Source organism: Mesorhizobium sp. URHB0026, from assembly GCF_054059755.1.
Map to the genome: position 1 here is coordinate 922,892 of NZ_JBSSCN010000001.1, position 14,430 is coordinate 937,321.

15 protein-coding genes are annotated in these 14,430 nt (G+C 64.7%); 4 read left to right on the forward strand and 11 right to left on the reverse strand.

Going from position 1 to position 14,430, the window contains the following annotated elements; genetic code table 11:
- Positions 1–10: 10 nt before the first annotated feature.
- On the forward strand, positions 11–880 hold the full coding sequence (locus ACVWWD_RS04655) for an SDR family oxidoreductase (RefSeq protein WP_352551891.1): 870 nt from the start codon (positions 11–13) through the stop codon (positions 878–880).
- 59 nt (positions 881–939) lie between these two features.
- Here the strand turns inward: ACVWWD_RS04655 and ACVWWD_RS04660 are convergent, their stop codons facing one another.
- The 10 genes from ACVWWD_RS04660 to ACVWWD_RS04705 form a co-directional block, all read right to left on the reverse strand.
- Positions 940–1,155 (reverse strand): hypothetical protein, encoded by a 216-nt coding sequence (locus ACVWWD_RS04660; protein ID WP_352551889.1) that lies wholly within the window; start codon positions 1,153–1,155, stop codon positions 940–942.
- 36 nt (positions 1,156–1,191) lie between these two features.
- Positions 1,192–1,824, reverse strand: coding sequence for an MBL fold metallo-hydrolase (locus ACVWWD_RS04665; RefSeq protein ID WP_352551887.1), 633 nt, complete (start codon positions 1,822–1,824; stop codon positions 1,192–1,194).
- Between the two features lie 210 nt (positions 1,825–2,034).
- Positions 2,035–2,505, reverse strand: coding sequence for a DUF2231 domain-containing protein (locus ACVWWD_RS04670; protein ID WP_352551885.1), 471 nt, complete (start codon positions 2,503–2,505; stop codon positions 2,035–2,037).
- Between the two features lie 263 nt (positions 2,506–2,768).
- A complete protein-coding gene (locus ACVWWD_RS04675; protein WP_015315483.1) occupies positions 2,769–3,122 on the reverse strand; it encodes a cupin domain-containing protein in 354 nt (117 codons plus the stop codon).
- Between the two features lie 125 nt (positions 3,123–3,247).
- Positions 3,248–4,141, reverse strand: a complete 894-nt coding sequence (locus ACVWWD_RS04680) for a sugar phosphate isomerase/epimerase family protein (protein WP_352551882.1) — start codon at positions 4,139–4,141, stop codon at positions 3,248–3,250.
- 133 nt (positions 4,142–4,274) lie between these two features.
- Positions 4,275–5,213 carry an ABC transporter substrate-binding protein gene (locus ACVWWD_RS04685; protein ID WP_015315481.1) on the reverse strand — a complete coding sequence of 313 codons (939 nt, stop codon included), beginning with the start codon at positions 5,211–5,213 and terminating at the stop codon, positions 4,275–4,277.
- 80 nt (positions 5,214–5,293) lie between these two features.
- Complete coding sequence (locus tag ACVWWD_RS04690) at positions 5,294–6,292, reverse strand: ABC transporter permease subunit (protein WP_457102927.1); 999 nt, start codon at positions 6,290–6,292, stop codon at positions 5,294–5,296.
- Entirely contained in the window at positions 6,289–7,830 is a 1,542-nt protein-coding gene (locus tag ACVWWD_RS04695; protein WP_023770853.1) for a sugar ABC transporter ATP-binding protein, read from the reverse strand. Before ACVWWD_RS04695 ends, ACVWWD_RS04690 begins: the two co-directional genes overlap by 4 nt.
- Positions 7,827–9,206, reverse strand: a complete 1,380-nt coding sequence (locus ACVWWD_RS04700) for an FGGY-family carbohydrate kinase (protein ID WP_352552710.1) — start codon at positions 9,204–9,206, stop codon at positions 7,827–7,829. The genes ACVWWD_RS04695 and ACVWWD_RS04700 overlap by 4 nt, the downstream gene beginning before the upstream one ends.
- Positions 9,203–9,985 (reverse strand): DeoR/GlpR family DNA-binding transcription regulator, encoded by a 783-nt coding sequence (locus tag ACVWWD_RS04705; protein ID WP_457102928.1) that lies wholly within the window; start codon positions 9,983–9,985, stop codon positions 9,203–9,205. The genes ACVWWD_RS04700 and ACVWWD_RS04705 overlap by 4 nt, the downstream gene beginning before the upstream one ends.
- A gap of 179 nt (positions 9,986–10,164) precedes the next feature.
- On the opposite strand from ACVWWD_RS04705, the gene ACVWWD_RS04710 reads away from it, so the two are divergent.
- The 3 genes from ACVWWD_RS04710 to ACVWWD_RS04720 are packed head-to-tail and all read left to right on the forward strand — an operon-like array spanning position 10,165 to position 13,335.
- Complete coding sequence (locus tag ACVWWD_RS04710; RefSeq protein ID WP_457102929.1) at positions 10,165–11,205, forward strand: class II aldolase/adducin family protein; 1,041 nt, start codon at positions 10,165–10,167, stop codon at positions 11,203–11,205.
- Between the two features lie 16 nt (positions 11,206–11,221).
- A complete protein-coding gene (locus ACVWWD_RS04715) occupies positions 11,222–12,496 on the forward strand; it encodes an FGGY-family carbohydrate kinase (RefSeq protein ID WP_352552704.1) in 1,275 nt (424 codons plus the stop codon).
- Positions 12,493–13,335 (forward strand): TIGR01459 family HAD-type hydrolase, encoded by an 843-nt coding sequence (locus tag ACVWWD_RS04720; protein WP_352552702.1) that lies wholly within the window; start codon positions 12,493–12,495, stop codon positions 13,333–13,335. Before ACVWWD_RS04715 ends, ACVWWD_RS04720 begins: the two co-directional genes overlap by 4 nt.
- On the opposite strand, the gene ACVWWD_RS04725 is transcribed toward ACVWWD_RS04720, so the two are convergent.
- A complete protein-coding gene (locus ACVWWD_RS04725; protein WP_352552700.1) occupies positions 13,322–14,341 on the reverse strand; it encodes a sugar-binding transcriptional regulator in 1,020 nt (339 codons plus the stop codon). The two genes, ACVWWD_RS04720 and ACVWWD_RS04725, sit on opposite strands and share 14 nt — an antisense overlap.
- Positions 14,342–14,430: the final 89 nt, after the last annotated feature.

Genomic DNA, 14,430 nt, shown 5'->3' on the forward strand with positions numbered 1-14,430 from the left:
AGAAACAATCATGACTATCCTCGTTACCGGCGCCACTGGCCGTGTCGGCCGCCAAGTCGTCCAGCAGCTCGTCAAGCGCGGCGCCGATGTGCGCGTCCTCGTTCGGGACATCTCGAAGGCCGACTTTCCGGCCGTTGTAGAGGTCGTTCAAGGCGAACTGCTCGACATCGACTCGCTGCGCAAAGCGTTTGCCGGCATAAACACACTGTTCCTGCTCAACGCCGTGTCGGGGGACGAATTCACCCAGGCGCTCATCACCCTGAACATTGCCCGCGAGTCAGGCCTCGAGCGAGTTGTCTACCTGTCGGTGATCCACAGTGATCGCTTCGTCAATGTGCCGCATTTCGCCGTGAAGTCCGGCGCGGAGCGGATGATCGAACAGATGGGCTTCAGCGCCACTATCCTGCGCCCGGCCTACTTCATCGACAATGAACTCATGATCAAGGATGTCATCTTCAACCATGGGGTCTATCCGATGCCGATCGGAGCCAAGGGCATCGCCATGGTCGACGCCCGCGACATTGCCGAGATCGCAGCCGTCGAGCTGATCCGTCGTGACCAGGCCCCGGGCAAGCTGCCGATCGAAATCATCAATCTGGTCGGCCCCGATACGCTGACTGGTTCGGATGTAGCGGCGATCTGGTCGGATGTCCTGGGCCGCCCGATTGCCTATGGCGGCGATGATCCTACCGGGTTCGAGCAGAATCTGGCGAACATCATGCCCAAGTGGATGGCCTATGAAATGCGCCTGATGGCCGAGCGCTATGTCGCCGACGGCATGCTTCCGGAGGCCGGCGACGTCGAGCGTTTGACAGGGATCCTGGGCCGCCCCCTGCACTCCTATCGCAACTTCGCGAATGAGCTTGCGGCATCGGTCTGAGGCCAACCGCATTCGCACTCACCTTCAACGAGTGGCAGCTGTATGGCCCGAATCAATCCCTACTGGGGCTTGTCGCTCGGCGTCCATTTGAAGTGGTCGCCGTCTTTCTCGATCTGCCCAATACCTGGGAACGGAAAGTGTGGCGCGAAGATCATCTCGTGGTCCTTGGCCAGTGTGGCCAAGGTCTTGGCCCTGTTCTGCTCACCTTCCGGCTTGTCGCCGTCGAAGGCCACGGTCCAGTCCGGCTTGGCGAGCGAGATGATTGAGCTGTGCACCGTGTCGCCAATATCGAACAGCCTTTCTTTTCCGGATTAGATCTGATAGCCGACATGGCCAGGTGTGTGCCCCTTGAGCGCTACCGAGGTGATACCAGGCGCAATCTGGGCGCCGGCCTTGAAGGGTTTCACATGGCCGGCGATGACCTTGACGATATCGGCCGCATCCTTGTTGGACTTGGCGAAATCCCACTCCACGTCAGACATCCTTATCGTGGCATTGGGAAAAGCCAATTTGCCGTCCTTGACCAGCCCTCCTACGTGATCGGGATGGGAATGGGTGATCAATATCTCGTCGACGTCAGCGGGTTTGATGCCGGCCTTGGCCAGGCTGTCCTGCAGCGCACCGCCGACACCCGTGTCGATCAACACGACGCTGGTCTTCGATTTGACCAGCAGGGCGTCAACACTCAGCGTGATGGTATCGGTCGGCGCCCCCGCCGCCTTGAGCAGCTCGCCGACTTCCGCGGGGCTGTGATCGAGGCCGAAGGTCTTGCCATCGTTGGGCTTGATGAACTGGGCGTCGTGCAGGGCGACGATGTCGAGTGTGCCAAGCTTGAATGACTTGGCATCCGGCTGCTGCGCCGGCATTTGCGCCATTGCCAACCCCTGATGGAGCAGCATCAAAGTCGTTGTGGCCAACAGCCTGATGGAATTGGACCTTATCATGCGGGTATCCTCTGGCTGCGGAGGCGCGACCGTATCGGAAGACAGCTGGTGCGGCGGGCAATTCCGGGGTCGGGCCGATCACAAATTCGCTAGGGATATAGGGCACGGTCCGGCAATGGCGACCCCTTACCGATAGCCGCTTCCCGGGACGACTCGGTAGGCTGGCGTGTTCTCAAAGGCCTCGGCGAGCCCCGAAGAATAGTCCGCGCTTCAGCGTCGGCGCACTTCGGTTGGGTCATCGGCGACACCCACGCGATGACGGTAGACCATTTCCCAGCCCTTCCAGCCCGTGAACAGAAGAATGAGAACCACGATCAGCGAGAGGACCAGGCCGGTGGGCATCACCGCCGTCTCGCCATGGGTATAGCGCGAGTACCAGTTGTAGAGTTCGACCAGGACGACTAGCACATTGCCGCCGGCGTGGAGCCAAGCGTCACGCAGATTTCGGATTTGAACATCGCCCAGGACATCGGTCAGCCCGGCAAGGGCTGCCAAAGCGGCCATTATCAGGCCCGCCCCAAGCAGCCAGATACTAGCGGTCACCCATCCCGGATTGCCTGTTCGCCAGAAGATCAGGTCGCAAACGAAGGTAGCGACGAAGAAAGCGATCGGGAAAGGAATCAGCATGGGATGGATCGGATGGCCGGCAATGCTTGCCGTGCTTTGCGGGTTGCGGGCCATGGTAATGCCTCCAAAGGCAGTCGCGCGCGACTGCGGTACATCTCTGAAAGACAGTGTGGAGTAAAACGCCGGCTGCAGGTGAAGGTTCCACACCCCAAAGCGGTAGAGCTCCGAAGCGGAAGGCGCGCGGGCACGGTTCGATGGCGGAGCTGGTTGAGTGGAGTCGTGGGGCGGATAGCCATGCCGCAGTAGGCGCAAGGTTATCCGTGCTTACCCGCCTTGGCGAACCACGGCGGGCCTGCTTCGGCTGCGATCGGGCGGGCTCAGCCGACCCTGACGACAAAATGCTTGGTCACCGGCTCGATGATCTTCCAGGTGCCCTTGAAATCGGCTTCCACCACGAAGGCGTCGCCGGGGCCGACCTCGACCGGCGTGCCGCCGTCGGGCGTGATGATGATGCGGCCGGCGATCATGTGGACGAACTCATAATCGGTGTAGGTCGCATGATAGGTGCCGGGCGACGCCCGCCAGGTTCCCGATATCACCTTGCCATCCGAAGTCGTGTGCTGGACAGCTGTCTGCATGGTTGGCTGGCCCTCGACCGCGATCCAGCCAGGCAGATCGCCGGCTTCCGCGTGCTCGACCGCGCCGAATTTCAGGATGGTCTTGTTCGTCATGCCGGGCTCCGTTTGCTTCATGTGTCCTGCGGTTCGGATAGCCGATGCACATGACGGGAGCAATGCCGTGCCATGCCAAACAGGCACGGCGGCGCATTCGGGCTGACCGGCGCGGACCTGGAGGATTATGGCTTGTGCCGTGCCGAGACCAGCTCTGCCTTGCGTTGCGCCGTCTCCAGCCCGAGGCCGATGAAGGCGCGCGCGTGCTTGGCGAGCGCCATGTTGTCGGTCCACAGATTGCGCCAGATCGCCGTCTTCTTCGACAGGTTCTCGTCGACAATCTCCGAGGAGAAGGATTCGAAGCTGAGATCGTCGGCATAGCCGATTGCGGTCAGCGCGTCGAAAATCCCTGCGAAATCGATGTTGCCGGTGCCGAGGAAGCCGCGATGGCTTTCGCCGATATGGACATAGCCGATCTTGGCCGCGGCGTGGCGGATGGCCAACCCGACATCGGCTTCCTCGATGTTCATGTGGAATGTGTCGAGATGCAGGAAGATGTTGTCCGACCCGGTGTCCTCGATAAAGGCCAACCCTTGCGCGGCGGTGTTGAGCAGGTTGCTTTCGAAGCGGTTGACGATTTCGAGGTTGAGCGTGACGCCGGCTGCCTTCGCCGTCTCGGCGACCTTTGCCAGCGTTGCCGCGCTACGGTTCCATTGATCGCGTGTCGGTGCCTCGATCTGCAGGCCATGGCTGGTCGAAAGAATGCCGGCGACCTTGCTGCCGCCAAGGTCGCGCGTCAGCGCGACGGTGTCGCTGAGGATCTCGACACCGCGGGCGGCGACCGCCTTGTCGGCGCTCGAAATATCGCCGTCACCAGGCAATCCGATGCTGATCGCGACGCCGAGACCAAGATCGGCGATGCGTTTGGCAAGCCCGCCAATATCGACATTGGCAGGGTCGAGATAAGAGAATTCAATCAGGTCGAAACCGGCCTCCCTGGTATTGGCCAGCGTGCGTTCGAGTTCGCTCTGCGCCGAGCTTGCCGACCAGACGAAGGAATGGATTCCGATGCGTGACATGATCGTCTCCGGTTAAAGCAATTCCGGGAAAAGCATGCAGCGGTTTTCCGTCCGGAATTGCGTAAAACAAAGAGTTAAGCGGCGAGGAGAATGGTGCGGCCGGATCGCTCCGGCCGCACCGGCCTTGGGAGGCTTATCGGGCCGCGGTCCAGCCCTTGTAGTCCTTCAGGTTCTCGGCCGTGATCAGCTTCGGGTCGAGCAGTACGGTGGCCTCCGCCGGCTTCTTGCCGGCGAGCAGGTCGGCCGCCATGGTCAGCGACTGGCCGGCCATCACATAGGGATCCTGCGAGGCCGAGGCCTTGATCATCGATTTGCCGGAAGAAAGTTCCTTTTCGATATCCGGCGCGCCGTCGACCGCGGTGAAGATGAACTCCGAACGGTTGAGCTGCTTGGCGGCGAGTTCCGCGCCGATCGCCGTCGGATCGTTGATGGCGAACACCGCGTCGATCTTGTCGAAACGGGTGAGCAGCGACTGGAACACTTTCAAGCCGCCATCGCGGGAGCCTTCGGCGTTCTGGTCATCGGACAGGATCTTGATGTCGGGATGCTGGGCAAGCACGTTCTTGCAGCCTTTCACCCGTTCCAGGATCGACGACGACGCCGGCCCGTTGAGGATGACATAGTCGCCCTTGCCCCCGGTGTGGTCGACCAGGTATTGGCAGGCTTCCTCGCCGGCCTTGACGTTGTTGGTCATCACCGTGACGTCGGCACCGGGCGCCGAAACGTCGAAGGCCGCGACGATGATGCCGGCGGCCTGCGCCTTCTTCACCGCCGGAGCGATGGCCTTGGCATCGACCGCGTTCAGCATGATCACATCGACGCCGGCGGCGATGAAGGAATCGACCTGCGAGACCTGCTTGTTGAGGTCGTAGTCGGCCGACACCGACGTCACTTCGACTTTCGGATTGATCTTCCTGGCCGCGTCCTCGATGCCCTTGATGGTGGCGACGAAGAAGGGGTTGCCGAGCAGGCCGACCGAGATGCCGACCTTGTTGAGGTCCTTGGCCGATGCCGGCGCGATGGCGACGGCCGCGAGGGCGGCGCCGCAGAGCAGTTTGGCGATGGTCTTCATTACGCTTACTTCCTCCTGATGCCCCGCGCCTCTCACGGTGCGTTACACAAGCCGGTCGTTGATGCCGGCGACTAGGTCACTCACGTTCTTGCCCCTGCCTGGAGCCGGTAGCGGTCGAGGGCGACCGCCACGATGATGACCAATCCCTTGATGATGTACTGCCAGATGTCCGAGACGCCGGCCAAGATGAGGCCGTTGGAGAGCACCGCGATGATCAGGCCGCCGATCAGCGTGCCCCAGATCGAACCGACGCCGCCGACGAAACTGGTGCCGCCGAGAATGACGGCGGCGATGGCGTCGAGTTCGTAGCTTTGCCCGAGCTGCAGGCCGTTGGCGGCGTAAAGCCTTGCCGCCGACATGGCGCCGCCAAGGCCGGCAAGCAGGCCGGAAACGCCATAGACGAAGAGCAGCACCAGCGGCACCTTGATGCCGGTCAGCCGAGCTGCCTCGGCATTGCCGCCGACGGCATAAATCCAGGTGCCGAGCACCGTGCGCTTCAGCACCAGCCAGGACAGCACCACCACCGACAGTGCGATGACGACGAGCCAGGGGATGCCGAGCACCGAACCGTTTCCGATGAAGTCGAACGGCAGGTCGGAGTTGAACACCGTCGTGTCCTGCCCGAGCAGGCGGGCAATGCCGCGCACGGCTGTCAGCGAGCCCAGCGTGACGATGAACGGCGGCAGCCTGATATAGGCGATGAGCAGCCCGTTGATGAGCCCGAAGCCGAGCCCCGCCAGGATGGCCGCAGGCACGCCGAGCAGGCCCCAGTCGGGCACCAGCGACACCAGCACCGCCACCATCGCGGCGGCTGCGAGGATAGAGCCGACCGACAGGTCGATGCCGCCGGTCAGGATGACGAATGTCATGCCGGCGGCAAGCACGATGTTGATCGACGATTGCTGCGTGACGATGAGCAGGTTGGTGCCGGTGAGGAAGCGCGGGTTGATGAACTGGAAGCCGGCCGCCAGCAGCACCAGCACCGGCAGCATGCCAAGCGCCGCAAGCGCGGTGCGCAGCCGCCGGCTCATGACCGCCGCCTGATCCACGCTCTTCGTCGCGGTCGTCCTGTCTGTCATCGCTGAGACGCTCCCGTCGCTAGTTCCATGATCGCTTCCTGACGAAGCGGCTCGCCTTCGGATGCCGTCACCTCGCCTGATATGGCGCCGTCGCGCATCACCAGCACGCGATCGGCGACGCCGATCACCTCGGGCAACTCGCTTGATATCATCAGGATGGCGATGCCCCGGTTGGCGAGATTGTCGATCAGCCGGTAGATTTCCGATTTGGCGCCGACATCGACGCCGCGGGTCGGCTCGTCGAGGATGACCACCTTCGGCTCGGTCTCCAGAAGGCGCGCGAGCAACACCTTCTGCTGGTTGCCTCCCGACAGCGAGCCGGCATTGGCCTGCGCCGAGTTGGTGCGGATCGACAGGTCGGCAATGGCCTTTGCCGCACGCCTGTCGGCGGCCGTGAAATCGCGAAGGCCGCCGGCTCGCGCGTCCCTGACAAGTACGCCCATGCTGATGTTGTCGGAAATGGACATATCGAGGAACAGGCCGAGTTCCTTGCGGTCCTCGGTGAGGTAGGCGATGCCGGCGTCGAGCGCCTCGCGCGGCGAGTCGATGGTTATGGGCTTACCGTCGAGCTCCATCGTGCCGGCGCTGCGTTTGTCGGCACCGAAGATCAGCCGGGCAAGCTCCGTGCGGCCCGAGCCGACGAGGCCCGCCAAGGCCAGCACCTCGCCGTGATGGAGATCGAACGAACAGTTCTTCAGCAGACGAGCGTCGGACATGCCGCGCACCGAGAGCGCGACGGCGCGTTCTCCGTCTGGAGGGCGATGATCCTTCTTGTAGAAGGCGGAGAGATCGCGGCCGACCATCATCGACACCAGGCGCGAAGCGTTGAGGTCGGCGCGATCGAGCGTACCGACATAGCCGCTGTCGCGCAGCACGCTGACGCGGTCGGCAAGTTGGTAGACTTCCTCCATGCGGTGGCTGATGTAGATGATGGCGATGCCTTGCGCCTTCAGCGTCGCGATCACCTCGAACAGGCGGTCGGTCTCGCGAGAGGTCAGCGATGTAGTCGGCTCGTCCATGACGATGATGCGCGCATTGGTCGACAGCGCCCGTGCGATCTCGACCAGTTGGCGCTCGCCGAGCGACAGGCCGGAGACCAGCGCACGCGCCGAGAACGAGACACCCAGCCGACCGACGATCTCCGCTGCGCGCCGGTTGCACTGGTCGCGGTCGACGATGCCGAAGCGGCGCGGCTCGTTGCCGAGGAAAATGTTCTGCGCCACCGTCAGGTTCGGCGCCAGCGACAGCTCCTGGTAGATGACCGCGATGCCGGCGGCGCGCGCCTTGATCGGATCGCCGGTCGCGGCGGGCGCGCCATCGATCAGGATCTCGCCGCCGGGATCCGGCCGATAGGCGCCGGACAGCACCTTCATCAGCGTCGATTTGCCGGCGCCGTTCTCGCCCATCAGCGCGTGCAGCTCGCCGGCGTGGACGCTGAGCGAGACGTCCTGCAGGGCACGGATCGCGCCGAAGGTCTTGGAGATGTGGCGCATCTCCAGCACCGGCTGGCGCGCCGCCTGCGTCTGCACCGCGCTCATCGCGCACCACCCGCCGCCGTGGCGGCGGCACCATGCCCGGCAACGAGATCGCGCCAGGCGTCGCGATAGCCGGCAAGCCCACCGAATTGTGTCCCCTGCACCGGCTCTGGCGGCTCGGCTGCGAAGTCGCGCCCCACGCTCTCGAAGGCGAGCGCCGCGGCACCCGTGGCGCTGCCTTCGAGCGAAGCACCTTGCAGGAAGGCCTGACCGGGACGCAGCTGCGCCAGCAGCCCGGCAAGCAGGCCGCCAGTGTTCAGCCCGCCATCGATGATGACGGTGTCGTCGGAATGGATGAGATCGAGGCAGAGATCGATCATCAGCGCCACATAGAGCAGAGCCACGGCCGCGCGTTCCTTGGCATCGGGCGTGCGCCCGACCAGCCGGCCGGAACGGTCCGGCATCGGCCCGCCCGCAGCGAAGCTCGGCAGCGCCATGAGGCCGGCATCGATCGCCTGGTGGATCGAGCCACGCGGGATCGCGCCTTGCCAGTCGCCGCTGATGACGGCGAATTCGCGCCCGCCCATGAAGCGGATGGTCGGTACTGGACCACCGTCGACATCGACATTGACCAGCATGTCGCGCTCACGGTCGAGCGCTTCGAGCGGACAGTCGGGGTTGAGCACGACCACCCAGGTGCCGGTCGACACGACAGTCAGCGGGCCAAGCTCCTGGCGGCGATAGGCATGCAGTGCCGCATTGGAGTCGTGGACGCCGTTGTGGATGGCGACCGGGCGCCCGGCACCATCGAAGCGCTGCTCGCCGATGACGGCGCCGGCGCGTTCGAAAGCCGGCATCTGGCCACGCCAGCCCTCGGCGTCGACCAGCGAGGAGAAATCACGTTTGCGCGGTGCCCACAAATGCGAATGGCAGCCGAGATAGGAGACTTCGCAGACCGGCCGGCCGCCAAGGCGCCAGCTCCAGTACTGGGGATAGCCGAGGATCCATTTCGCCGCCGCGAACGCGTCGGGATCGACTTCCTGCAGCCATAGCATATGACGGCCATAGTTGAAGCCGAGCGGCAGGCGGGGGGAGAATGTCTCGCCGAAATCCGGGATGCGGCGGTCGATCCGCGCCACGATTTCGGCCGGTGGCTCCTGTTCGTAGTCGAGGATCGGATGGGTCAGCGCCTTGTCGTCGACAAGAGCGAAGGTACAGCCATGGCCCGACACCATCACCCCTTCGACACCATGGTTTTCGACCGCGGCGGCCACGGCACCGAACGCCCAGCCATGGAGGGCGGCCTCGTCGAGCACGCTGAAGCCGCCGTGGCGCGCCCATTTCGGTTGCGTCCGGCGCTCGTCGAGAATGCGTCCGTCCTGGCCGAAGACGAACAGCTTCGAATTGGTCTTGCCGAAGTCGAGCACCGCCACGTTCACGCGAGGGCTCCCGAGGTTGAAGCGATCCGCACCATGACGCCGGCATCCTCCAGCATGCGCGCATCGGCATCGGAGAGCCCGTCATCGGTGACCAGCGTGCCGATGCGCGACAGCGGCAGCGCGACATTGCGCGCGTGGATCGACAGCTTGCGGCTGTCGGCCAGCACCACGATCTGGTCGGCGCAGAGGCTGAGCTCGACGATGGAGCGGACCAGCAGCGGATGCGATTCCAGCAACCCTTCCTGGTTGAGCCCTTGTGTGCCGAGAAAGAATTTCGAGGCATAGAAGGGCGTCGCCTGGGTCGGCGAATGGATGATGCCGGGTTCGCGGTGCAGATCGCCGCCGGCAACCGTCAGGCTGCAATGGCCATGGTCGCTGAGATAGGCCGCGAGCGGCATCGAATTGGTGTAGAGCCGGATGTTACGGTCGGCGAGCTTGACGCCGAGATGGAAGCAGGTCGAGCCGCCATGGACGATCACGGCGTCGCCATCGCGCACCATGGTCGCGGCGACGGCCGCGATCTGCCGCTTGGCCTCGACGGCAAGGTCACGGTTCTCGTCATAGGGCCGGGCATAGGCGACGCCCGCATGCGAGGCGCCATCGAGTGCCGAAATGCCGCCATAGACCTTGCGCGCCTCACCGGCCTCGTCGATACGGTCGATATCGCGCCTGACCGTCGCCGCCGAAACGCCGAGCCGCTCCTGCAATTCGCGCACGGAGGCAAACGGGCGATCCCGCAGCAATTCGACGATCTGACGCTGGCGGCCGAGGTCGCTCAACCTTTCCTCCCTGACGCCATTTCTATGGCAATTGGTGCAACTTACTCAACATTAGTTGGATTGCAAGCTGCTTTTGACGATAGTAGATCACTATTGACGCAGATCACTCACATCTTCTATACCAGCGCCAACACCCGTCCCGACGACGGGATTTCGTGCAAGCGTTGGAGAAAAGGGCCATGGCGACCCAAGCTGATGCACAGGAACTGGCCGCCTTGCGGGCGCTTTCGGCCAGCATCGGGCTGAACCCGCATATGACGCAGGCGGCGGGCGGGAACACCTCGCTCAAGGCCGGCGACACACTGTGGATCAAGGCCTCGGGCACCTGGCTGAAGGACGCGCTCAGCGACGACATCATGGTGCCGGTGGCGATGGCGCCGCTGCTCGAGGCCGTCGACCGTCGCGACCCCGCCGCCGACAAGCCACAGGCCTTCGCCATCGGAGACCTCAATCCACGCGGCCTGCGTCCGTCGATCGAGACCACGGTTCATGCCTTGATGCCGCAACGCGTGGTTCTGCACGTCCACTGCGTCGACACGATTTCGCTGGCCGTGCAAGCCGATGGCGAGGCCGAGGTCGCCACACGGCTGGGCGGCATCGAATGGGCCTGGGTGCCCTATTTCCGGCCGGGCCTGCCGCTCGCCCGTGGCATTGCCGAGAGATTGCGCCCCGGGGTCAACGTACTGATCCTTGGCAATCACGGGCTGGTGGTGGCCGCGGAAACCGTCGCCGAGGCGCAGGCCTTGCTGCACCGCGTCCGGTCGCTGCTGGCGCGCCCGGCGCGCGCGACCGCCGCACCCGACATCGCCGCCCTGACGACGCTGGCCGGCGACTACCGATTGCCGGCGGACATCGAAGCGCATGCTGTCGCGCTCGATCCGGAAAGCCTGGATATGGCCGAGGCCGGCAGCCTCTATCCGGACCATGTCATCTTCCTTGGCCAGGGCTCGGTCGTGGCGAGGTCGGGCGAGGACGTAGCCGGCGTCGTCGCGCGGCTCGGCGCGGCGCCCCCGGCGATCCTGTTTCCCGGCGCCGGCGTGCTGATGCGCGGCGACGCCAGCGCCGGTGCCGACGCGATGCAGCGTTGCCTGGCCGACGTGACCACGCGCGTCGATGGCAAGGCGCGGCTGAACTATCTCACTGCCGCCGAGAATGACGAACTGGTCAACTGGGACGCCGAGCAGTATCGCCAGAAGCTCAACGCCGCCGGCACGGCCTGACAAGGAACGGGACGACATGACGCCACTTGTCGTCGGCATCGACATCGGCACCTCCGGCGCCCGCGCGGTCGCCATGCGCCAGGATTTTTCCATTGCCGCCCAATCAGCCGTGCCTCTCGACAAGTTCGGCCCGAACCCCCGCGATCCCCCGACATGGTGGCAGGCGGTCCAGGCGGCGCTGGCCGGGCTGCTCTCAAGCATAGACCGTGCCACGGTCCGCGCGATCGCCGTCGACGGCACATCGGGCACGCTGCTGCCGGTCGACATCGATGGGCGGCCCCTGGCCGAGCCGCTGATGTACAACGACAAGGTCGATGACGTAGACATCGTGGCCATCGTCGCGCGCGAGGCGCCGGAAGCGAGCGCCGCCCACGGGCCGACTTCAGGCCTCGCCAAGGCGCTCCGATTCCAGCGCTTGCCCGGCATGGCGGGCGTGCTGCACCAGGCCGACTGGATCGCCGGCAACCTGTCCGGACGCTTCGACGTCAGCGACGAGAACAATGCGCTCAAGACCGGCTATGACGTCGAGGCCCGCCGCTGGCCTCATTGGATCGCGGCCACCGGCATGCGCATGAATTTACTGCCTGATGTCGTTGAGCCGGGCCAGGTCACCGGCACGCTCACCACGGCCGCCGCCACGCTTTTCGGCCTGCCGCCCGATGTGGTTGTGGTTGCAGGCACCACGGACGGCTGCGCCTCATTCCTGGCGACGGGCGCTACGGCAGCCGGCGACGGCGTCACCGCATTGGGGTCCTCGCTGACCATCAAGATCCTGTCCGACCGGCCGATCTCGGCGCCGCGCTTCGGCATCTACAGCCATCGTCTTGGCGACACCTGGCTGGCCGGCGGCGCATCGAATTCTGGTGGCAAGGTGCTGGCGCGGCATTTTCCGCTCGCGCGGATCATCGAGCTCAGCGCCATGATCGACCCGGCGACCGAGACCGGCCTCGACTACTATCCGCTTGGGACGGCTGGCGAACGGTTCCCCATCGCCGATCCGGGCTTGCCCCCACGGCTCACCCCTCGGCCTGCTGACGATGCCGATTACCTCAAGGCGATGTTCGAGGGCATGGCGGCCATCGAAGCGCTTGGCTACGGCAGGCTGGCCGAACTCGGCGCGCCGGCCCTAACCTCGATCCGCAGCGTCGGCGGCGGCGCCGCCAATCCGGCGTGGAGCGCGATCCGGCAGCGCAAGCTCGGCGTCGCGTTCCTGCCGGCCCTGTCGGACGAGGCAGCCGCGGGTACCGCACGGCTGGCGCTGAAGGGCGCAAGCGAGACAGGGCTTCTATGAACGTCGAACACCTCGATAGCATCGCACCGCTGGCGGAACGCTACCAACTCTTCCTGCTCGACCAGTTCGGCGTGCTGCATGATGGCCAGGCTCCCTATCCTGGCTCGGTGGATGCATTGTCCACGCTGAAGCGCGCCGGCAAAACCGTGGTGCTGGTTTCAAATTCCGGCAAGCGCGCCCGGCCCAACGAGGATCGCCTGCTGAAGCTTGGCTTCGCGGCCGGCAGCTGGGACCATTTCGTGTCTTCGGGCGAGGTGGCGTGGCGACGCTTTCACGACATGACGGCGTCCGGAGCGTTGCGGTCCGGCACGAAATGCCTGCTGATCAGCCGCGACGGCGACCGTAGCGCGATCGAAGGCCTGCCCTTCGCGCTATGCGAAGCCGGTGAAGAGGCTGAACTGGTGCTGATCGCGGCCAGCGAGGGAGACCGCTACGGCCTCGACCACTATCGCAGGCTGCTGGCCCCGGCTGCGACGCGACAAGTGCCGTGCTTCTGCACCAATCCAGACAAGATCATGCTGACGGCGATCGGACCCCGCTTCGGCGCAGGCGAGATCGCCGATCTCTACGAAAGCCTGGGCGGCAGCGTCACGCGCATCGGCAAACCCTATCCGGGGATCTTCGAAGCGGCGCTCGCGTTGGTCGGCGAACCGGAGCGCGGCAGCGTGGTCTGCGTCGGCGACAGCGTCGAACACGATATTGCTGGCGGCAACGGAGTCGGCATCGCGACGGCACTGGTGATGGGTGGGATATTGGCCGACGCGCCTGACCTCGCCGCTGTCTTCGATGAGCATAAGGCTTGGCCGGACTATAAGGTGTGGTCCTTCAGCTTTCGCTGACCGCCGCCAGGATCCGCCTTGCACTCTCCTCGTCGGTGATCAGGATTGTGGGCGCGATCAGGTTCATTGCGCCGAGCAGGGCGTCGGTCTTCTCCGCGCCGCCGGAGGTCAGAACGCGGATTGGTGCCTTGCGCAGCCGGTCGACATCCACCGACATCACATGGTTGTTGACGGGATGGTCGACCAGATCGCCGTTGCGGTCGTAGAAGTGGAACAGGAGGTCCCCGACGGCGCCGCGCGCCAGCAGCGCCTCCCGGTCCGCTTCCCTTAGGAAGCCGCCGCGCGAGAAGGTGGTGGCCGAAGCGATCCCGCCGACACTCAGCAGAACGGCATCGAGCGCGTCGGCCATTTCAAAAACCTCCTGCAGGCCGCAGCGTTCGATCAGCGCGATCTTGGTCTCGACGCTGTCGACGACGGCTGGCGTCGGCATCAGATAGCCGTCGCCCTGAAAAATCTGGGCGAAGCGCCAGGCGAACTCGGCCGGGTTGACCCGGCGCGCGACGCCGACGCCGCCAAGCAGCGAAATCACCTTGAAATCGGTCAGCGATTTGGCGCTGATGAACGGCAAGGTGTGGAACAGCGTATTGCCCCAGCCGACACCGACCTGCATGCCGGATTTCATCGCGTCGGACAGGAACATGCCGGTCTTGGCGGCTATTGCCGGGATCGGATCGGCACTGGCCGCCGTCAGCGGCGCCACCAGGGCCTGCTGCAGGCCGAAGGTTTTTTCCAGCGCGCGCTCCAGCCGCACGATCTCCAGAAGCTCGCTCTCGATGGTAATCTTGACCTCGTTGCGCGACCGCGCCTCCGCCAGCATGCGCACGATGGTGACGCGGCCGACGCCGAGCACATCGGCGATCTCGTTCTGCGTCATCTGCTCGACGAAATACATCCAGGCGGCGCGGATCCTGAGGCGGTCCGTGCGGCTCTCGCTGACGACCTGCTCGGTCGCTTCGGCTCCTGCCCGCCTTTCCTCGGCCCGCCTTTCATCGGCCCGCCTTTCCACGATTTGTCGTCCCCTGGCCAATCATCCCTCCCCCGCGACGGACGAGCGCGCCGTCGCCGATTCTGCATGCTGGTCTAGTATCGCCTATT